The organism is Sphingobium sp. CFD-2, assembly GCF_024611135.1.
GTDB classification, from domain to species: domain Bacteria; phylum Pseudomonadota; class Alphaproteobacteria; order Sphingomonadales; family Sphingomonadaceae; genus Sphingobium; species Sphingobium fuliginis.
Map to the genome: position 1 here is coordinate 1,025,789 of NZ_CP084406.1, position 21,015 is coordinate 1,046,803.

15 protein-coding genes are annotated in these 21,015 nt (G+C 64.1%); 6 read left to right on the top strand and 9 right to left on the bottom strand.

The window, feature by feature from the left end; genetic code table 11:
- Positions 1-9: 9 nt before the first annotated feature.
- A complete protein-coding gene (locus LDB29_RS24875; RefSeq protein ID WP_257557398.1) occupies positions 10-3,108 on the bottom strand; it encodes a TonB-dependent siderophore receptor in 3,099 nt (1,032 codons plus the stop codon).
- A 236-nt stretch (positions 3,109-3,344) separates the two neighbouring features.
- A complete protein-coding gene (locus LDB29_RS24880; protein ID WP_257557399.1) occupies positions 3,345-3,980 on the bottom strand; it encodes a TetR/AcrR family transcriptional regulator in 636 nt (211 codons plus the stop codon).
- A 159-nt stretch (positions 3,981-4,139) separates the two neighbouring features.
- On the opposite strand from LDB29_RS24880, the gene LDB29_RS24885 reads away from it, so the two are divergent.
- From LDB29_RS24885 to LDB29_RS24895, 3 genes are all read left to right on the top strand, one after another.
- Positions 4,140-6,473, top strand: coding sequence for a TonB-dependent receptor (locus LDB29_RS24885; RefSeq protein ID WP_257557400.1), 2,334 nt, complete (start codon positions 4,140-4,142; stop codon positions 6,471-6,473).
- Positions 6,474-6,495: 22 nt separating this feature from the next.
- Positions 6,496-7,755, top strand: a complete 1,260-nt coding sequence (locus tag LDB29_RS24890; RefSeq protein WP_257557401.1) for an MFS transporter — start codon at positions 6,496-6,498, stop codon at positions 7,753-7,755.
- 290 nt (positions 7,756-8,045) lie between these two features.
- Positions 8,046-8,468: a hypothetical protein gene (locus LDB29_RS24895; RefSeq protein ID WP_257557402.1), complete on the top strand. Its 423-nt coding sequence runs from the start codon at positions 8,046-8,048 to the stop codon at positions 8,466-8,468.
- Positions 8,469-8,495: 27 nt separating this feature from the next.
- On the opposite strand, the gene LDB29_RS24900 is transcribed toward LDB29_RS24895, so the two are convergent.
- The 5 genes from LDB29_RS24900 to LDB29_RS24920 form a co-directional block, all read right to left on the bottom strand.
- Positions 8,496-9,374, bottom strand: a complete 879-nt coding sequence (locus tag LDB29_RS24900) for a hypothetical protein (RefSeq protein ID WP_037482525.1) — start codon at positions 9,372-9,374, stop codon at positions 8,496-8,498.
- 2 nt (positions 9,375-9,376) lie between these two features.
- On the bottom strand, positions 9,377-11,866 hold the full coding sequence (locus LDB29_RS24905) for a hypothetical protein (protein ID WP_257557403.1): 2,490 nt from the start codon (positions 11,864-11,866) through the stop codon (positions 9,377-9,379).
- Between the two features lie 28 nt (positions 11,867-11,894).
- A complete protein-coding gene (locus tag LDB29_RS24910; protein WP_257557404.1) occupies positions 11,895-12,686 on the bottom strand; it encodes a molecular chaperone in 792 nt (263 codons plus the stop codon).
- 82 nt (positions 12,687-12,768) lie between these two features.
- The gene (locus tag LDB29_RS24915; protein ID WP_025549217.1) at positions 12,769-13,341 is read right to left on the bottom strand and encodes a spore coat protein U domain-containing protein; all 573 of its coding nucleotides are present in this window, start codon (positions 13,339-13,341) and stop codon (positions 12,769-12,771) included.
- Between the two features lie 87 nt (positions 13,342-13,428).
- Complete coding sequence (locus LDB29_RS24920) at positions 13,429-13,974, bottom strand: spore coat protein U domain-containing protein (protein WP_044661138.1); 546 nt, start codon at positions 13,972-13,974, stop codon at positions 13,429-13,431.
- A 419-nt stretch (positions 13,975-14,393) separates the two neighbouring features.
- Here LDB29_RS24920 and LDB29_RS24925 point away from each other — a divergent pair, with 419 nt between their 5' ends.
- Together LDB29_RS24925 and LDB29_RS24930 are read left to right on the top strand one after the other, a co-directional pair.
- Positions 14,394-14,993: a helix-turn-helix transcriptional regulator gene (locus LDB29_RS24925; protein WP_257557407.1), complete on the top strand. Its 600-nt coding sequence runs from the start codon at positions 14,394-14,396 to the stop codon at positions 14,991-14,993.
- Between the two features lie 252 nt (positions 14,994-15,245).
- Positions 15,246-16,193, top strand: a complete 948-nt coding sequence (locus LDB29_RS24930; RefSeq protein WP_257557408.1) for a DMT family transporter — start codon at positions 15,246-15,248, stop codon at positions 16,191-16,193.
- Here LDB29_RS24930 and LDB29_RS24935 read toward each other — a convergent pair.
- Positions 16,139-16,888, bottom strand: coding sequence for an SDR family oxidoreductase (locus LDB29_RS24935; RefSeq protein ID WP_257557409.1), 750 nt, complete (start codon positions 16,886-16,888; stop codon positions 16,139-16,141). The genes LDB29_RS24930 and LDB29_RS24935 overlap by 55 nt on opposite strands.
- A 97-nt stretch (positions 16,889-16,985) precedes the next feature.
- Between LDB29_RS24935 and LDB29_RS24940 the strand changes: the two genes are divergently transcribed.
- A complete protein-coding gene (locus LDB29_RS24940) occupies positions 16,986-17,951 on the top strand; it encodes an AraC family transcriptional regulator (RefSeq protein WP_257557410.1) in 966 nt (321 codons plus the stop codon).
- Here the strand turns inward: LDB29_RS24940 and LDB29_RS24945 are convergent.
- The gene (locus LDB29_RS24945) at positions 17,899-20,949 is read right to left on the bottom strand and encodes a glycosyl hydrolase family 28-related protein (protein ID WP_257557411.1); all 3,051 of its coding nucleotides are present in this window, start codon (positions 20,947-20,949) and stop codon (positions 17,899-17,901) included. The genes LDB29_RS24940 and LDB29_RS24945 overlap by 53 nt on opposite strands.
- Between the last annotated feature and the right edge of the window lie 66 nt (positions 20,950-21,015).

The following is a 21,015-nucleotide window of genomic DNA, read 5'->3' on the forward strand; positions in this document are numbered from 1 at the left end:
CCCAAACTCTCAGAAGGTGAACCGCGCGCCGGCCCGGAAGGAGCGCCCGAATATTCCCAGTCCACCCTGGACCGGATTATAATTGTTCGCGCCGTAGGTGACGGGGTCGATCGGCGGCAGATCGTCGAACAGGTTGAGTATATTGATGTAGAAGGTGAAGCGATCCGACGCCTTGAAGCTGGTCGTCAGGTCGACCGTGATATAGGCAGGCACGTCGCACTTCACGAAAGGCGCGGAAAGCAGGCCGCAATCGCCCGGCTCCGTCCCCTGGTCGGCGGCGGAAAGATTATAGCCGCCAAAATATTCGGCTGTCGCGCTGACCGTCCATTTCCCCCATTCCAGCGTATTCTGCCAGTTGCCGTGCCATTCCGGCGTGCCCGATCCGGCGGTCAGGTTGAAGTTGCCGGCCGTTCCTTCATAGGATTCCGTCGTGCCGTCCGGAAATGTCGTGCTGAGATTGATGATATAGCTCGCCTCCAGCGCCGAGGTGAAGCGAATGTCCGGGCCAAGGTCGATCTGCGCCCTCGCGGCGAAGTCCAGTCCTTCCGAACGGATGGTGTTGGCGTTGATGAGCTGCGACTGCACGAAGGCCACGCGCGGCGTCGCGCCGGGAAAGTCGGGCGCGGGCGCATCCGCGATGATATTATAGCCGGATGGCACCACCTGGCCCGCATAATAAGCGAGTAGCGCCGGGCGGTTGCTGGGCGTGGTGATCGCGCCGGTCTTCTTGATGTTGAAATAGTCGATGCTGAGGGAAATGTTCCGGATCGGCTCCACGACGATGCCGGCGGTGAAGCTGGTCGACCGTTCCGGTTTCAGGTCGGGGCTGGCCAGCGTGGTCTGGCCATAGCTGGCGCTGCTGATATAGGCCGGACAGCTGTTGAAGGTCGCCAGGGAACAGCCATATTGCGACAGGAAGGCGTCGTTGTACAGCGATTGGGCGGCCGTAACGAAGCCGGTCGTCGGAATGGCGTTGGCCTCCGCGAAGCTGGGGATGCGGAAGCCGCGTGACCAGGTGCCGCGAAGCGCGACCTGGCGGATCGGCGTGAACTTCGCCCCGACCTTCGGAGAGAAGGCGTGCTGTCCGCTCGAATAATCGTCATAGCGGCCCGAAGCGTTGATCTCGAGCGACTCCAGCACCGGCGCATTCAGCTCGACAAAGGCCGAACGGACCGTCCGGTGGCCCTTGGTGCCGAAGGCGTTGAGGACGAAATAGCGCTGCGTCGGCCCGTTGACGTCCGAATTGGCGCTTGGCGCATCGATGGATTCATAGCGCAGCGAAAGCCCGCCGCCGATCTGCATCGGCCCCCCTGGCAGGTCGAACAGATTGCCGCTGAGCGTCGCCTCCACGGCATAAAGCTGGGAATTGGCATCCGTCACATTGTCCGGCGACAGATAATCGAGCGTCGCCTGACTATTGGCATAAGGGTTGACGAAATCATAGCTGCCGTCGGCAATCACGTTCAGAAGATTCTGGATATAGATATAGCCATTCTGCGTCCGCCGCAGATCGGTGCGCATCGCGACGCCATTCACCGCGAAGTCCCAGTCGTCCCACAACTTGCCCGTAACGCCCAGAGCGGCGCGATAGGTGCGGCTGCGGGTCTCATTATATTCCTGGATATTGGGTATGCGCCCCAATAGGCGCGCCACCTGCCCCTGCGCCGCGAAAGGATTGTTCGGATTGAGCCGGGCAGCCGGATTGGCGGCGGTGCAATTGGGATCGGGCAGGTTATTGATCAGCGGGCAGACATAGACCGGCAGGGCAAGGACAAGCGAACCGACGGAATTGGCGCCGCCAGCGGACGCCGCCGTGCTGAAGCGGGGAAAGTTGATGCCGGCCGGGCCGTTGCGGCGGATGCTGGCGGGCAGGCCGGTGAAGCTCACATTGCTCTGAAGGAAATTCGCCTGGAAATAGGCCTCTATGTCGTCGGTGATCCGTCCCGTCGCCCGGAAGGAACCGCCCCATCTTTCGATATTGGGAGAGATGACGCCATATTGATTGACGAGATCGCCCTGGCATACGGTTCCGGGCGCACGCGCGTCCGCCGCGAATTCCTGTGGGGTCAGCGCATAAGGCGTCTCCCCGGCAATGCAGCCGGCGGCGGGGTTGAGGAACTGGTAGCGGCCGGTTTCGGCGGCATTGTCCGGACCGGCCGGCGCCACGAAGAAGGTGGTGGCGAACAGGCTGGCGTCGGTGGTGGTCGAAAAACCGGAATAGCCGCCTGTCGAAGGATTGATCGATCCCCCATTCGGCCCGATGGACGGTCCGCACACGCCGTCGCGGCAGATGCTCGACTGGTTCTGCGAATTATAGGGATAGCGTCGGTCGCGGTTATAGAGCGCCGCCTGATCGAAGTAGAAACCGCTGATATAGACGTTGAATCCCTGATCATCGAGATCGCCCCAGCCCGCCGTCAGGCTGAGCCGGTGATTGGCGCCGTCGCCCCGCTGGCTGATGCCCGCTTCCGCCCGGCCGGATATGCCGGTGATCTGCTTCTTCGTGATGACGTTCACGACACCCGCGATCGCGTCCGCGCCATAGGTGGAGGACGCGCCGTCGCGCAGCACTTCGATCCGGTCGACGATGTCGTCGGGAATGGTGTTGAGGTCGACGAAATTGCGCGTCGCATCGTCCGCCAGCGGATAATAGGCCGCGCGCAGGCCGTCGAACAGGACCAGCGTCGAGTTGGTGCTGAGGCCACGGAGCGACACCGCCGATGCGCCGGCCGCAAAGGCCCCATTGGCGGAAAAGGAGTTGGTGAGCGCGGGGCCGTTGTTCGACGCCAGCCGCTGCACCGCCTCCTGCGTGGTGTTGATGCCGCGCTGTTCCAGCGTCTCGGCATTGACGACGGTGATGGGCGAAGGCGTCGCCGCGGTCGTCGTGCGCAGGATGGACCCGGTCACGACGATCGTGTCGCCCTCGCTCGGTTCGGCGGAGTTGGTCGTGGGGGCCGGGGCCTGCCCGGGCGCGCTCTGCGTGTCGGACTGCTGCGCAGTGCTGCTTTGCGCCGCCGCCGGGGCGATCAGGCTGAGGCTCGCCAGACAGACCGTCAGTGCAGAGCTATTGCAGAGGGCGCGGTGGATGATAGCCGAATTGGTTCGCATTGCTCGATCCCCTCACAGGAAGAAGTCGCGCCGAACCGCAATAAGATCGGCGCTGCCGCTGAACGCGCGATCGGGGGTGAGGGACGCTGGCTGGAATGCAACCTGGATTAGGATCGACTTCGGTAGGAAGAAGACAGTTGCTCAATTGCTACAATTTAAGGCTATTCCGGATGATCTCGCGCAAATTCGGATGAGATCATGGATGGAATGCGTCCAGGACTCATGGAGATTGGCTGTCAGGCGGTGTCAGGATTTCCATCCCTGCCGCCGCTTCCGATTCCGCGCTCGATCAGCGCGTTGGCGATCGCGGCCACCTCCTGAACGGGGCGGCTGTCGTCCCAAACGCCAAAGCGCAGGCCCAGGAACACGTTCATGCCCATGATCGCCCAGGCATGGATTTCATCCGGCTCGCCGGAGACTTCCCCGCGCGCCGCCGCCTCGCGCAACCGGACCAATATCCGGGACGCCGTGCTCTCATAATGGGTGCGATAGGCCGCCTGGTCGACGAACTCCGCCTCATCGATGATGCGGTAGATTTCCTTGTGGCTCCGCGCGAACTCCAGAAAGCTCAGCAGCCCCAGCCGTTCGGCATCGATCCCGTCGCGGGCCTGCGCGATGCGCGGCCCGACATAGTCCCGCACCTGTCCGGACATATCCGCGACCAGCGCGCGGAAGATGTCGTCCTTGCTGTCGAAATAAGTGTAGAAGCTGCCCAGCGCGCAGCCTGCCCGCCGGGTGATGCCGCTGATCGACCCTTCGTGGAAGCCCTTTTCCCCGAACTCCTCGGCCGCCGCCGACAACAGCGCCCGGCGGGTTCTTTCCCCGCGGGCGGTGCGCGGCGTCTTGTCCTTTTCGCCCAGCGAATCCGTCATCCGTCATCCTCCCCATCCGTGATCTTTTTGCCGCATCCGGCCTGTTCCCGTCATGCGTCCTTATTTCAAGTTGAAAGTCGGTTCAACTTTCATTATCGAATCGAAGGACCAGTCCCGCGACCCGGATTTCCGGGCGTCATTTCAGGAGAGGAACCGTCCATGAAGGCTCGCCATTCCCTGCGTATCGCCGCGCTCGCCTCCGCAGCATGGGGCGGCGCCGTTTCGCTTCCAGCCATCGCGCAAAATGAAACGCCCGCATTCGACAGCGGCAGCGAGATCATCGTCACCGCTCGCCGGCGGGAGGAGAATATCCTCGACGTGCCGGTGTCCGTCACCGCCATCTCGTCGGAAAGCATCGCCCGGCTCCAGGCGAACGACATGTCGGGCATTCAGGGGGCGGTGCCGAACGTCAATCTGGTGCAGGGACGCGGCTCCACCTCCAATTCCAACTTCTTCATCCGCGGCATCGGCCAGCCCGACGCGCTCCAGACCTTCGATCCGGCGGTCGGCACCTATGTCGACGGCGTTTATTTCAGCCGCATCCAGGGCGCGCTGGTGAACCTGTTCGACGTCGAGCGGGTGGAGGTGCTGCGCGGCCCGCAGGGCACGCTCTATGGCAAGAACACCATTGGCGGCGCGGTCAACATCGTCAGCCGCAAGCCCAGCACCACCGACTTCAAGGCAATGGGCAGCCTGACCTATGGCAGTTACGACACCTGGCTGGCGAACGGCTATGTCTCCGCGCCGCTGGTGCAGGACAAGCTCGCCCTCAGCATCGCGGGCGTCTATGACAAGCGCGACGGCACTGTCACCGATCCTCTGACCGGCCGCAAATATAATGATCGCGACACCAAGGCGGGCCGCGCCATTTTGCGCGCCACACCCAGCGACCGGGTGGAACTGATCCTGTCGGGCGACTATACCCGCCAGCGGACGGCGCCGACACTGGGCTATGCCACCGCGCCGCTCACCAACGTGCTCTACAATTCCGCCTTCCAGGTGATCGGCGTGCCGGTGGTGAAGCCCGCCTATCCCTATGGCAAATATGATTACAAGGCGTCGACCAGCCTGGCGCCGGGCCAGGGCCAGCGGCTCGACCATTGGGGCCTGTCATTCACCGCCAATGTCGAACTGAACGACGCGGTGACGCTGACCTCCATCACCGGCTATCGCAAGCTGCGCCCGGATTATTACATCGATTTCGACGCCACCGAACTGGAAGTGGCGGACGCCTTCGTCGGCGTGCATCAGAAGCAGTTCAGCCAGGAACTGCAGCTCAAATATGACAGCGGCCCGCTGTCGGGCGTGTTCGGGCTCTATTATCTGAATGAGACGATCCGGTCCCATCAGGAAAGCTATGACGACAATTATCTCCAGCTTCAGGCCGCTCCCGGCCTTATCCTGCCGCTGACCTTCACCCGCTTCATCGACGATCACCAGAATGTGAAGAGCTACGCCGCCTTCGGCCAGATGACCTATGATCTGACCCGGAAGCTCTCGATCACGGCGGGCCTGCGCTACACGAAGGAACGCAAGGAGTATAACCGGTCCACCTATACGGTGCTCGCCGGCGCGCAGACAGCGCCCTTCCTCTTCCCCGGCAGCCTGCCGGCGCCCTATAATGACCTAGACCATGTCGATTTCGACGCCTGGACGCCGATGGCGACCCTGTCCTACAAGCCGACGCGCGACACGCTGCTCTACGCGACCGTTTCCAAGGGCTTCAAGTCGGGCGGCTTCAACGGCCGCGTCAACGGGCTGGGCGACGTGACGCAGGTGGTGGACGGCGTCACCACCATCATCCCCTATTTCAAGCCGGAGACGGTCTGGAGCTATGAGACTGGCGCCAAGGGCAGCTTCCTGGGCGGGCGGGTCAATCTGTCCGCGGCGGCCTTCTACTCCGACTACAAGGACTTCCAGGCCCGTGTCGGCGGCGGCACCACCGGCATCGCGGGCGGCTCCTTCCCCGTCGTGAACGCAGGCAAGCTGCGCATCTGGGGCGTCGAGTTCGAGGCTTCGGTGAAACCCATGCGCAACCTGAACGTCGCGGCTTCTGTAGGCTATCTCAACGCCGATTACAGGGAGTTCAACGACGGCCGCCGCGCGCCCGCCTTCTCCTGCAACCCGACCGGCAACGCCATCACCTGCAAGCCCCCCTTCGCGCCGCCCATGACGATGCGGCTGGCGGCGGACTACAGCATTCCCTTGGGCAGCGCGTCGCTGACCTTGGGCGGGGACATGCGCTTCGTGGACAAGCAGTGGCTGTCGGTGGACAACCGCCCCGGCCTTCAGGAAGACGGCTATACCATCGCCAACGCCTATGTTCAGGCCGATTTCGCGGAGGGCAAATATTATCTGCGCGGCGCGGTGAAGAATGCCTTCAAGGAATTGTACAAGACCGACGGGCAGGAATTTTCCAGCGTGGGCAACATCCAGACAGTCTATTATGGCGACCCACGCACCTGGACGGTCACGGCGGGCTTCCGCTTCTAATTTGCAAGGGACCAGCGGCAGCATGACCGGACGCGCGCAGGAAACGGCAGGCAAAGGCTATCGCGCGATCGTCCTCGCCATGCTGCTGCTGGTCTATACCTTCAACTTCCTCGACCGGCAGATCCTTGGCATCCTCGCCGGGCCGATCAAGGCGGAATTGGGCCTTAGCGACGCGCAGCTCGGCGCGCTGGGCGGCATCGCCTTCGCCCTGCTCTATTCGACGCTGGCGATCCCGCTGGCGCTGCTGGCGGACCGCACCAGCCGCATATGGGTCATCACCGCCAGCCTTGCGGTCTGGAGCGGCTTCACCGCGCTGTGCGGCATGGCGGGCAGCTTCGCGCAGATGTTCCTGTTCCGCATCGGGGTCGGCGTGGGGGAAGCAGGCGGCGTCGCGCCATCCTATGCCGTCATCTCCGACTATTTCCCGCAAGGCCAGCGCGCCCGCGCCCTTTCCATCTACTCGCTCGGCATTCCGCTCGGCTCGGCGGGCGGCGTGCTGCTGGGCGGCTATATCGCGCAGACGGTCGAATGGCGCACGGCCTTCATCGTCGTCGGCCTGGCCGGCCTGATCATCGCGCCCATCTTCCGCCTCACCGTCCGGGAGCCGGCTCGCCCCGACATGCAGACCGATGCTATACCGGTTTCCGCCGTCTTCGGCATATTGGCGGCCAAGCGCAGCTTCTGGCTGCTCGCCCTGGGCGCGGCCTGCTCGTCGCTTTGCGGTTATGGCGTCGCCTTCTGGCTCCCCAGCCTATTGATGCGCAGCTTCGGCCTCGATCTCATGGGTGCGGGACAGTTTCTCGGCGCACTGCTGCTGGTCGGCGGCGTCGCGGGCGTATTGCTGGGCGGCTGGCTGGGGGATCGGCTCGGCGGACGCGACAGGGCCGCCTATGCCTGGGTTCCCGCCGCCAGCTATGTCGTCGGCATGCCGCTGTTCGTCATCGGCGTGCTGTCGGACAGCGTGGCCTTCGCCTTCTGCCTGTTCCTGATCCCGCAGGCGCTGGTCTATGTCTGGCTGGGCCCGGTGCTGACCGCCGTCCAGCATCTGGTGCCCGCCCATATGCGGGCGAGCGCATCGGCAACCTTCCTGCTGATCAACAATCTGGTGGGCCTGGGCCTTGGCAGCTGGAGCGTCGGCGCGCTGTCGGATGCGCTGACCCCGCAATTCGGCCACGAAGCCCTGCGCTATGCGATCGTCGCGGCGCTGGGCTTTTACCTGCTGGCCGGACTGTTCATGGCGCTCGCGGGCAAGGCGCTGCGCAGGGACTGGATCAGCGCATAGCCCCTCCATCGGGCATCACCCAAAAGGTCGAAAGTCCGTAACGGATGGTTTACGTTTTTGACTGATGAACTGCCGGAACCGAAGTGATACACTGCGTTGGCGAAATCCGGATACTTCCCCGCTTTTCGCTCGGCTGAACGCGAGAGCGGGAACGTCTCCAAACCCTTCCCCTCTTCGTTCAGCCGATTTCGGCCATATTTCGGCCCGTCGGAGACGGTTCGTTAAGGATAATGCATCAAGCATTCCTTAATTCGCGGATGTTAGACGAACGGCAACCGAAAGGGCCGGATATGACATTCGTTCGACTATGCGCTGCGTCCACCATCTTTTCGTCGGCATTGCTGCTGGCCAACCCCGCCGCCGCGGCCGAGACCGCGAAGGGGTCCTTCGCTGTCAGGGCCGTGGTTCCGGCCTATTGCGAGATCGACAGCGATCCCGTTCAGCTAAGCGAGGGTGCGGGCTTTCAGTCGGGAAGCGTGATGGAGCTTTGCAACAGTGCGGACGGCTTTCAGGTCGTCGCCTCCTATCGCGAACTGGCGCCGAACGAGCAGGTGCGGTTCAGCTATGCCGGGCTTTCGCGTCAGCTCAATGCATCGGGCTGGACGCCGGTTGCCAACCGTGTCGGCGCCAAATTCGGCATGCGCCCGATCGGCGTGCAATATAGTGCGCTTCAATCGCCGTTGGCGATCAATCTCACCATCACTTATTTCTGATCCGGCCGGGACCGGGCAACCCCGCAATCAGATCGGCGTGACGGCGACGGTCACCCGGTCGGTATATTTGCCGGCATGCCAGGTCGGGTCCGGATCGACGGTGATGGAAACCGCATGCACGTCGCCCTGTGACCCGGTATGCTCACCGACATTGATCTGATCGCCGGTCGCCATGTTGAAGGCGCGGCCATCCACGAACAGCCGGTAGGGAATGACGTCCGGCCCATCGGTCCGCCGAAGCATTCCGCCATATTGCGATGCGAAGCGTAGCTGATAGCCGGATGTGCTGAGCACGCGCACCGCAAAGGGCTGCGACACCGTAGGCATGGTGGTGGACAGTTCGCCCAGGTCGATCCGGGCTGCTCCCCCTTCCCCGCCGACGCCGGCGAAGCGAATACGCGCCGTCGCCGGAATTTCCAGCTTCAACCGAACCTGCGCCGTATCCAGCGGCGTGTTGCCGATGTCTTCCGACAGGGCAAAGATCAGCTGCTGGCGATAATCGCCGCTTCGCATGCCCCAGTTCACCGGCACGTTGACGGTATAGCCGACCGGGCTGCGCGCATGCGGCTGCAGAATGACGACGCCGCCACCGCTGGATACATCCGCAGGCGAGGCGGAGGTCACGGCGATGTTTCCGCCCGGGCCGTTCAGTGTGTAGTTGGGGAAAGAGGCGTCGGATGCGCCCAGATCCCGCGTCACCCGAAGCCGCAGGCGGCATTCACTGTCGCCGTCATTGCGTATCATGATGCGGAAAGGTTCGGTCAACTGCCGCTGGTCCATGCCGTCGCCGGCGGCAAGGCGGACCTCGCGAGGCCCCTCGATGAAGGAGGGCTGGCATTCCGCCCAGGCATGGGCCGGCATGACGAGCGATGCGAAACCCAGGCAGCGGCAAAATCGGCGCATCATATTCACTCCTGTGTCCCGGTGGCGGGGCGGGCCGTCACATCGCCCAGTTGTAGCAAGGATTTCGTGTCGGCGGGGACATGAATCGTGAACATCATGTCCGGATTGCGCAGTTCCACGCGATAGCTCTTGCCGGGACGAAGGCCCTGCGTGGCGAAACGGCCGGCCGAATTGGTGAAGAAGGGTTGCGGTTCGAAGTCCGGATCGTCCACCGCCGAAATGGTGCCGCCCAGCAGGCTGACCTTCTCCCCCTGATAATAGAGGAAGCCGTAGGCGCTGATGTTGGCGTCGCTGCCGACGACAAGCTTGTAACCGCTCTTATAGGGCGGATTGACGGTGTGCACGCCCGTGCCGATGTCATAGCCCTCCGTCCCGTTCTTCAGGTCATATTGAATGCTCTGACGGTTATAGCTGTTGAGCCGCCCGTCCATGGCCGGACCCCAGGTGCCGCTTTGCGCCTCCACCTTGCCGTCGTCCACCGACTGTCCCACCACGACCTGCTTGTCCTTGAGCGCCTCATGCGCCTTCGCGACAAGGAAGCTGTCGGAAACCGGCCGCCCGACGGCGATGCTGTTCCCCGCCATGGCGATCGAGGTGCCGATCTGAAGCCGGCTGTCCTGCCGGTCGTCGATGCGCGAGAAACCATTGCCCGAAGAGATGGTGGTGAAGCGCGAATAGAAGCGGTTGCCGATATAGGTCGCCGACCCGTCGACCGAAGCCATGCCGTCCGAATTGCGCGCCGCGATGTCGTACCCGAAGGACCCGACCGTATCGTCATAGCTGCGCGTCAGGGTGAGACGCGCATCGTCCCGGCGGCTGTTATAACCTGCCTCCGCCCGCGTCTTCTGGCCGAAGGGCACGACCAGCGCGATGCGCGCGCCGAAACTGCGTCCGAACACGTCCTTGCCATATTCCACGCCACCGGTCAGCCGGAAGCGAGACGCCCGGTGCATGACATCGACGAAGGCGAGCTTGGTTCCCCTCAACCCCTCCCGCTCGAACCAGTTGCCGCCGACGACCAGGCTGGTGCGCTCGCTGAGTTGCTGGCCGTAATTGGCGGTCAGCGTGAAGGTCCGGAAGCGCCCGAAACCGATGGCGTCGGACAGGGTCGAGAAATTCCTGCTGCGATAATCGGCGCTGACCGACAATTGCTTGCCCTGGATGCCATAGCCGAATTGCAGCGAATAGGCGCCGCGCAGCGAATAGCCGGTGCCCCGCCCCGTGCTGATGGCGCTGGAGAATTCGAAGCGGCCGGGGATGGTGCGCGGCGTGGAAATTATCTCGATTGCGCCCAATTGCACATCATCCCCCGCCTGCACCGCGCCGCCGAGCAGCAGCCGGTTGCTGATGCCCCGGCGATAATAGGCCGACAGCGCGGGAGAATGACCATAGATCGGCTGAGCGCGGAAGTCGGTCGGCACGAAGCCGAGCGCGGCGCCATATTCGGTTTCGCCCGCCACCAGATCGGACGGGTTGAAATAGGAGTCGAAGGATGTGATCTGCCGCCGCCCGCTGACATCGGTGACATAGAGCTGGGCATTGCGGCCGCCATATTGGGCCTGGAGCCGGGAGAGGTCGTAAGTGCCCGAATTGAGCTGGAACCGCTCCACCTGCTGGCCGTCGACGATCACATCGACGGTCGAATCGCGGTCCAGCAGAACCTGTTGTCCGCCAAGCTGGACGAGCGGCGTGCTGCCGGTGAAGGTCCGCCTGCCCTTTTCGACGGCGATGCCGCCCAGCAGCGTGCCGGAGGTGATCGATAGGCCGTTGAGTTGAAGGTCGCCCGCCGTCCAGCGCCGCTGCTTCTGATATTCGTCATAGACCAGCCGCGCCTGACGCCGGTAGAAGCCGCCTCCGCCCGTCAGCGCCTGGTCGTAACCGCCGTCGAACTCCAGAACGACGCCGCGATAGCGCATGGCGCCCTGCAGGATCATCGCGGGCTTTTCGAAGTCGCGGAAATCCGTGACCCGCATGTCCCCGATCATGTTCAGATAGGCGCTGAACGTCTCCGGCTCCAGCGTCGTCGCGGGGAGCGAGAAACGCACGGCCTCCCCCAAGGCCTGGGCAGCGACCATGGTCCCGTCGATGCGATCCACGCGCACCTGCAATTCGGACGAATCGTAGATGAGGGTGACGCCCGCTCTTTCCGCGTCCACGACCGACACGGAAGGCGTGCCGGGCAAGACGGCGGCGAATTTGATCCGTCCGCTTTCCGACAGCAGGGGTGCGATATGCTCGATCAGGGACTGGCGGTCGAAAAGAACTGTGCCGTCCATATAGACCGTCGCAGAGACGTCACCATAGACATTGCCCTGCCGCAAAAGGGGCAGGGTCATCTGAAGGCCCTTGTCCGCAGGGCGCGGCGCGGAACCCAGCGGTGCGGGTGCAGCCGGGGGCTGCGCGCCTGCGCTTGGCTGCCCGGCCGCCTGCGCCAGCGCGACAGTCGACGATGCGACCAATGCGCCTGTGGCGACGCTGAAGAGTAGATGTTTCACCCTGCCCCCCTCGGGCATGTTCAATGGATCAGCGCTTCAGCGTCACCGTCGCCCCAGCCGCCATCTTTTCCGGAGTCGGGATGAAGAAGACGCGGGCGCGACCCGGGGCGACGATTCCCATTCCGATCATTTCGCTCATCTGAGCGGCGTTGTATTCCGCGCTATAGGGCTTCCCCGCGCCATCGACGCCGCTGATGGTCCAACCGGACCGGCCGGCCGGGAAATAGCGATTGCCCTTGTTCTCGATGCGCACTTCCAGACCGTTTTCGGTCCTGGTCTTCCGAACATCCTTGTCCTCCGGCGCCTTTTCGTCCGGACCAAGTTCGACCTCCCGGGAAACCGGTGCGATCTGGGCGACCACCGGATCGGGCGTCGTCCCGTCGGGCACGACGTTGACGAGCACGTTGAAGCGCATCACGACCTGGATGCGCGACTGTTCGGCGGGAAGCTGGACCGGGATCTGGCTGACGGCGGCATAATAGACCTCCGACTGCGTCAGCGGGCCGTCCGGCAGATATTGGATGCGGAAGACCTGCTTGCTGTTGGGCGCGATCAGCGTCTGGGGCGGGAAGACCATGAACCGGTCGTCGGCGGGCTCCAGCGTCAGTTCGCCGCGTTCCCCGATGACGCCGCGATACATGCGCACTTCCATCGGCAACTGGCGGTCTTCATTATTGGCGACCTCGATCCGCGCCGTGGACCGCGTACCTTGCGGCTCCAGATCCACCGACATCGGCGTGACCCGCGCAGCCTGAGCGCCGGTCGCCATGCCCGTCAGCAGAAGCAGCGGCAGAACGAATTTCACCCATTTGAGGAACATCGTCCTCTTCCCCCCTCGATCATGAACGGCGGAAATCGGGGAAGCCATGAACGACTCCCCCAATTCCCGTGATATGCTGCGATCAGCTCGCGGTGACGGTGACCGTCACGGTGTCGGTGTAGGTGCCAGCCACGGGGCGAGCATCCAGGTTGTTCAGCGGATCGACCAATGCGTCGAACTTGACCTGGCGATGCAGCGCGCCGCGCGAGGCGCCGTTGTTGAGCTGGACCAGGCCGAACAGCGCCGAACGGCGGAAACCGGGCTGCTGCAGCAGGCCGCCATTACGGTAATTGTCGGCGGCGAGCGAGTAGTTGATCGTGTTCTTGAAGCCCGCATCCGCGCCGGTCAGCGGGGTGCTGGTGGTCAGACGACCGGCATTGGCCGACGAGATGGTCATGCTGTTCGTGTCGTTGCACGACACGTAGAAGGAGTTCGTCGAGCTACTGGCGACGTCGTTGATGAAAAGCGCGGTGCTGCCGGCGTTGGTGTTGACGTTGACGGTGCCAAGCTGAATGTCACCGATATTCTCCATCGTGCAGGTCTTGGCGACCGATGCGTTGATGTCGAAGGTGTCGCTGTCGGTGTTGGCAGCGAAAGCGGGCGTGCCGGCCATCAGGACTGCTGCGGCCGTGGCGGCCATAAGGAGCTTCTTCATAAGGATTTCCTTGAATCTTGAAATGGATTGCGCGTCAGAGCGGCGACGGGATCAGGAACGTCTGCGAATCCCGACCCAAGCCATGCCTCAGAGCGCAGTCTGGACGGTGACGGTAACGGTGCCAGTATAATTGCCGGCCAGCGGGCGCAGCGTGTTTTCGGACGACAGCACCTTCGCAGCCAGCCGCACCTGGCGGTGAACGGGACCACGGCTGGTCTGGTTCTGGGCACCCTGCGCGCTGGAGAAGCTGGGCTGCGCACCGCTCGTGAAATAGTTCAGAGCCTCGACACGGTAGTTCAGCTTGTCGGTGAAGCCGGCGTCGTCAACGCCCGCCTGGAAGGCGCGCGAACCCTGGAGGGTCGCGGGACCAGACAGGGTCATCTGGTTCTGCTTGTTGCAGCTCACCCAGAACTGGTTGGTGTTCTGCGTCGCATCGCTGCTGAGCAGCAGGGCGCCATTGCCGGCCGTCGTGGAAATGTTCAGCGCGCCGAGGTTCACGTCATTGACGTTCTGCATCGTGCAGGTTTCGGGGATCTGCGCATTGATCTGGAACTGGTCGGTGGCCGAGTTGGCCGCAAGGGCCGGACTCGCGACAAGCATTGCTGCCGCGGAGGCAAGGATCATCTTCTTCATGGAATACTTCCCCATCTGTTACGAAAATCGGCCAGAACCGCCCCCGTCTCCAATGGGTTTGCTCCGGACCGTAACTTCAGGGAGGACGCGCGACTCTCTTTCCCCACCCCTGGAGCTGGTCGAAAGTATTAATATATATCTAACGAAAGTTAATACTCAATATTGGGTATGACGCCGCTTTAATGGTTAACAGGGAACAAGCGCATCTCGCCCTTCGATCATCAAAGTCGCGGATTCAGGCGGATGAAAGGCATAGTTTCCGCCAGATCGACCCAGATCGCCTCGATCATGTACGAGATCGGGACAAAGGGCTGTTAATTTGTTAAGGACAATTTATCCAATTTCTCTATATCCAACGTAATAGCTGTCGATTCGACCGATATAGATCAAGATTGAGAGGCTGCTGCCGGGGGGTATGTGTGGCTGAAGGCTCCATCGCGGATGGGGAATCGATTTTTGCGAGCTGGGTCGACGCCGATCCCATTCCGCACGCGATAATCGATCGCTCCTTGCGGCTGCATTGGCAGAATCGGGCCGCCACAGCCCTGCTGCAGCATTCGTCCGAATTGCAGGAACAGGACGGCCGCCTCTTCGCCCTGCAACCGGCAAACCACGCACGGCTCAAGCTGTTCGCCGCCCATGCCGGGTCCGACGCATCTTCCTCCATGGTCATTCTACCCGTTGCGGACGATTATCTCATCCTTCGCGGAAGGCCGATCGGGGCAAGCGGGCGGGGAGAACAGGGCGAGCAGATCGGCATCATGTTCTTTTCCGCCAAACATTTCATCGACCAGTCGATCGTGTCGGGCGACGTCAAGGACATTTATCGGCTCACCAATGGCGAGTATAAGATATTGAGCGCCATGATGAGCGGGATGAACGCCGAACAGATTTCGGGAAATCTCGAAATATCCCTGGAAACGGTCAGAACCCATATCCGCCGCATCTATTCCAAGACCGGCGTGAGGAGCCGCGAGGCATTGTTCGCCCAGTTGCAGCCGTTCAAGATATTGGCATAGCCCGCTGCCCCGCCGCCAGCCGAAGCAGACGGTCGCGAAAAACAGCAGCGAAAGCAGGCTGGCCTCTCGGCCCCTGCCCGCCTAAGGAACGGCTAACCGAAGTTAGCGTGCGTCGTGCAGAAAAGCCTGTCCTGAACCTGTCGAAGGGTGAGAACCGGTTTTCGGCCTGAAAGGATGCGACAACGGAAAACTGGAGCGCACGACCTGCGTCCGATTTGACGCGGCGTACTCCAAAGGAAAGGGCGGCAGGATTTGAACTTGCAGGTGCGGGCCTATGCCATGTTGGGCATGACCATGGCGTTCTGGGCGGGCAATGCGATAGTCGGCCGCGCGGTACGTGGCGAAATTCCGCCGCTGACGCTGGCCTTCGGCCGCTGGATGCTGGCGCTGCTGATCCTGGCCCCCTTTGCGTGGCGTCCCGTCATGGCCCAGCGCGCGCTGATCCGCCGCCATTGGCGCACGATCCTGTTCCTGGGGCTGGCCGGCGTCGCTGCGTTCAACGGCTTCCTCTATTCGGGCCTTCGCCACACGACGGCGGCCAACAGCCTGTTGTTGCAGGGATTGATCCCGACATTCGTCGTCATCGTGAGCCGCATCGCCTTTGGCGACAAAGCGCCCCTCCGCCGGGTCGCTGGCATTGCGCTGTCGACGCTGGGCGTGACATTCATCGTGTTCAGGGGTGATCTGTCCGAAATCCTGCGGCTGCGCCTGGGCATCGGAGACCTGCTGGTGCTGTGCGGCTGTGGCGCATGGGCGGTCTATACCGCCTGCCTGCGCCTGCGCCCGCCCATCGCCCCGCTGGTCTTTCTGTTCGTGACCTTCGCCATCGGCGCGCTGGCGATGGGCATCGGCGCGCTGAGCGAGACGCAGGCGATCGCGCGGATGCACTGGAACGGAAGCGTGATGGCCGCCATCGCCTATGTCGCGATCTTTCCCTCGATCATCGCCTATATGTCGTTCAACGCCGCGGTCAGCCATGTGGGCGCCAGCGCCGCCGGACAGACGATCAGCCTGCTGCCGCTGTTCGGGGCCGTGCTGGCCGCCCTGATCCTTGGGGAGCCGCTGTTCGGATACCATCTTGCCGGCATGGCCATGATCTTGGGCGGGGTGTTGCTGAGCTGGGGCGTGGGTTCGCCGGAACAGGATCAGCGTCCCTCCGCCAGCGCCACCGCGTCGGCGCCGGCCGGAAAGCGGAGCTGACCCGTCCCGTCATGAACGGCGGTCCAGACGGCTTGCGCGACGTCGCTCTCTCTTGTCGTCAGGGCGGGCGACACGAAGGCCGCAAGGATCGGTTGCGCGAAATCCGCATATCGGCCGGGCAGCAGGTCGGTCACGGGGATGATGGCGTTCGCGCCGAAGCGGGTGGTGGGCGCATAGCCCGGCTCGACCAGTTTCACCTGAACGCCGAAATAGGCGAGTTCATGCGCGAGGGAAGCCGTGAATCCCTCGATCGCATGCTTGGTCGCGCTATAGGCCGCCGCCAGCGGAAAGGCGCCCAGCGCCACGGTGGACGTCACGTTGACGATCATGCCCGATCCACGCTCGCGCATCTGCGGTATGAATGCGCGGCACATCGCCATGGTGCCGATGCTGTTGGTTTCGAAGAGCTGGCGGACCAGACTCATCGGCATGGCTTCGAAGGCGCCCACGCCGCCTATCCCCGCATTGTTGACCACTATGTCGACCCGGCCGGCGGCCTCGACCAGCGCGGCTATGCTGTCCTCGCTGGTGACGTCCAGCGGCAGCAGGCGCAGGCGTTCGGAATGGCCGCCGAACAGGGCCGGGTCGGGCCGTCGCATGGTCGCGACGACATTCCATCCCTGCGAGAGGAAATGAAGCGCCGTGGCCTTGCCATAGCCCGAAGAAGTGCCGGTGATCAGGATCGTCTTGCTCATCGTCTGCCTCGCTCGATGTCGATGCATGACCGATAGACGGACCGTTTCGGACGATCTATAATCGATGATCCATATATGATTACGGATCGTCCATAACATGGATCCCCTTAGCGACATCATCGCCTTGCTTGGACCCAGCGCCGCCATCGCCAAGCCGATAACGGGGCGCGGGCGGTGGGGCGTGCGCTATCGCGCGCATGACGCGCCCGGCTTCACGATCATCCTTGCGGGGGAAGCCTGGGTCGCCTTCGAAGGGGGCGCACCGCTTCGGCTGGCGCAGGGCGACTTCCTGCTGATGCCGACCACCCCGCCCTTTTCCTTGAGCAGCGAAGCGGGTCTTCCCTGCACCTGGGTGGAACCCCGCGGCGAAGCGGTGCGGCACGGGGATCAGCCAGGCGATCCGGACTTCATCGCATTGGGCGGCAGCTTCGCGTTCGAGCGGGCCAACGCCCCCCTTCTGCTGTCATTGCTTCCCGATCTGATCCATATCCCGGCAGCGCAGGGCCGCGCCACGCGCTTCGGCCAGTTGATCGACATGCTGGCCGACGAATGCCTGTCCAGCCATCCGGGCAAGGAACTGATCACCCGGCGCCTGCTGGAGATGCTGCTGGTGGAGGCGCTTCGCTGGCGGCCGGGCGGTGGGGAAGCGGACCATCGGGGCCTGCTGGGCGCGATGCGCGATCCCGCGCTGGCCCGCGCGCTGCGGGCCATGCATGAGGATGTGCGCGCGCCCTGGACCGTCGCGCAGCTTGCAAGCGTGGCGGGCATGTCGCGTTCGGCCTTCGCCGCGCGCTTCGGTGAGGCGCTGGGTTGCGGCCCGATCGAATATCTTGCGCGCTGGCGCATGGCGATCGCCAAACACGCCTTGCTGCGGGGCGACAGGTCCCTGGGCCGGATCGCGGAGGAAATCGGCTATGATTCCGCCAGCGCCTTCAGCACCGCGTTCCGCAAGCGGCTGGGCTGTCCGCCCGGCAGCTTCGCGCGGCTCCACGGTGGCGGCGGTCCGGAGCTTAGCCCCCGCGCCCCGGCTTCACCGCATAGAGGCCGTGGTGCGACAGGATGAAGAGGGTTCGGCCGCCTTCCCCGCCGAAGAGCAGTTGCAAGGGCCGTTCCGGCACGTCGATGCGGCCGACCTCCCTGCCGTCGGGCGCATAGACGAAGACCTGCCCATTCGCGACATAGACCCGGCCCTGCGGGTCCACCGCGACCCCCTCCCCACCGCGATCCGCGAACGGCCTGAGGTCTGTGATCGCGCCGCCCGCGCCCACCAGGCCGCTATAGGTGCGGTTTTCCGAACCATTGGTGAGGAAGACGCGCCTGCCCGGCTCCCCCTGGATGAAACCATAGCTGTCGAGCGAATCGGAGAAGCGCAGGCCGCGATGGTCGGCCGGACCCTGCGCGAAGGTGCGGAAGGCAGGCAGGGCGATGCTGCCGTCGGGCGAGACATATTCCTGCGCCTTGGGCGCCGCCATGTCGCGGGCGAACATCTGGGCAAGCGTCGTGAATTCGTAGGTCCTGGGATCGATCTGGTCCCTGAACTCGCCATTGTTCCACCAGTTGACCGGCAGCACCGTGGCCCTGCCCGCGTGGGGCGCGACGGGCGTTGCCGGAATGACGCTGATCTCGCCGTCGGGCGCGCCGGGCCTGACGCTGTAGACAGTGCCGTTGCGCCCCTGGGAGGAGAGGACGAGCAGATTGCCGGAACGGTCGATGCTGAGGTTGACCGGATCGAGCGAGGCGTCGCGCACCATCTCCAGCCGGCCTTCGTCAGACCAGCGCCAGATGCGCTGGAAGCGGCGGTCGATGAAATAGAGCCGGCCCTGCGCATCCACCGCGCCGCCGCCCGCCGAATGGAAGCCGTCGGCCAGTTTCTCCACCCTGCTGCCCAGGAAGCTGGCGGGCTTCACCGGCTCCGGCCGGGCGGGCACGTCCAGCACGGCGAACTCCCGTTCGCGAACGTCCAGCCCATGGGTGACGTCGCGAATGGCGTTTTCGAACGGGAATTTGGTGAGCCGCAGGAAGGTCGCGCAGCCATTTTCGTCGCAGGTGCCAAGGCCGCTTTCGCCATTCACATGGACGTTGCGGAAACGGATGTCATGGGAATTATAGAGGGTAATGGCGGCGGGTGCGGGCTCCCGGGTGCGGGTGACGCGATAGCCGTGGAAATTGGCGACCAATATGTTGCGTGAATCCCTGATTTCCAGCGCCACGGCGTCGCCGCTCTCTCCCGCTTCACCCTCCGTCTGGGGGGCGAGCAGTTCCCAGTTGGCGACGCGGTTCAGGCCGATTTCCGTGCGGACATGATGCTCGACCGACGCCTGGATGAGGCGGCCGGGCGTTTCCGTGTCGGAGATCAGGATGCCGGGATGGCCGAAGGTGCTGGGGCTCCAGATATTGGCGAAGGTGCCGCCGCCGCCCTGCGTCACCCAGAGGCTGGCATATTGGCCGGCCCAGCGTCGGGCGGAATCGGGATCGCCGGTGGCATTGTTGTTGTAGGGATTGACCCGGCTGCCGTCGAAGCGGTCGGTGCCGTGGCCGCCCTGAAACTTGACGTCGTTGACCATGGAGTGGGCGCCGGCCTTCCACAGCAGCGCCGTGGCGCGCGGATTGGCGCCGTTGGTGTTGAGGCCGAGGCCCGCGACGATCGCATCGCCGCCCTGCGCGCTTTCCACCAGCGCCCTGGGCGCGCCCACCCCAGCCCAGCCGGGCGCGCCGTCGGGCAGCACGATCTGCGTCAGGCTGGGGTGCAGGCCCAGCAGCACCGTATCGGGACGCAGGCGCAGCGTGTCGCTGACATGATAGAAGCCGGCGGGCAGATAGACGACGCGGTGGCTGTCGATCGCCTTCTGGATGGCGGCGGTGTCGTCGGTCCTGTCGTCGCCCTTGGCGCCGAGCGTGCGGGCGTTCACCCATTCCGGGACGGGCGGCAAGGGGCGGATGGCGGGAACGGACGGGGCCGGCAGCGCGCCCATGGCTTCCGCCTGCATGTCCGTCCGGTACTCGCCCATGCGGCCGACGCCCGGCAGCGTCAGGCCGTGGGTGAAGGAGGCGATCCTGTAGTTCTGCCCCCTGCCGGCGACGGTGCGGCCGCTTTCGCGGAAACGGGCAAAGGTGGGGGTGTTGGCCGCCAGCACATTCTGGAAGCCGATCTGGGTATAGACATTCTTCTCGTTCGAGATGACGACGCCCGCCTTGGCCACATTCTCGAACCGGATGTCCTGGCCCCAGAGCCAGTCGCCATAGCCCCGGTCGATCTCTATCCCGACCGGCACGTTGCGGAAGGCGACGTTGACCATCGTCAGGCCGGCCTCATGCTCGCGGATGGCGGCGTCGCGCTGTCCCTCGAACGTCGCGTCGACCAGCGCGAAGCCCCAGGCGGGGGACGGCTTTTCCGCGAGGATGCCGTAGCGCCCGCCCCGGAAATGCAGATCTTCCGCTTCATTCGCGACATGGTAGAGGCCGGCGAGGCCCGAGCCGATGTCGAAATCGGCATGGCTGACGAAGCTGTGCTGGGCGGAGTGGAAGCGGATCGCGGTGGCCGCCGGATTGCCGTCCATGATGCGGAAGTCGATATTGCCGAGCGCGGAATAGAAGGTGCCGGGATTGGCGTCCGCGATGGTCCTGTCGAACGGCACGCTGCCCGCCGGGGGGAAGGCGGCGGGCGGCGTGTCCCGGTCGGTCTGGCGCTTGCTGCCGGTGAACATCAGCATATGGGCGACGCCGCGCTGGAAGCCCGGCGTGTTCCGGCCGAGCAGGATGACCGGGCGCCTTTCCCCGATGCCGAAGATGCGGACGCCCGGCCAGAGGAAGATCGTCCGGCTGATGCGATAGGTGCCGGCCGGCAGGAAGACGATGCCGCCGCCGCCCTTTTCCGCCGCCGCGTCGATGGCGCGCTGGATCGCCGCGCTGTCGTCCGCCCGGCCGTCGCCCGCGCCCTTGACGTTGACGGCGCGCGGCTCGTCGGGCGCAACGGTATAGACGGATGGAGAAGCGTGAGCGGGTTCAGCCGCCGCCAGCAACAGCAGCACCGACGCGCAAGCCCCGCTCAATCCACGAACCATCGACATACTCCAGTTACAAGAAGTCCCGGCCGGTGAAGGCCGGGACGAGGTGGGGGAGAGAGTGGC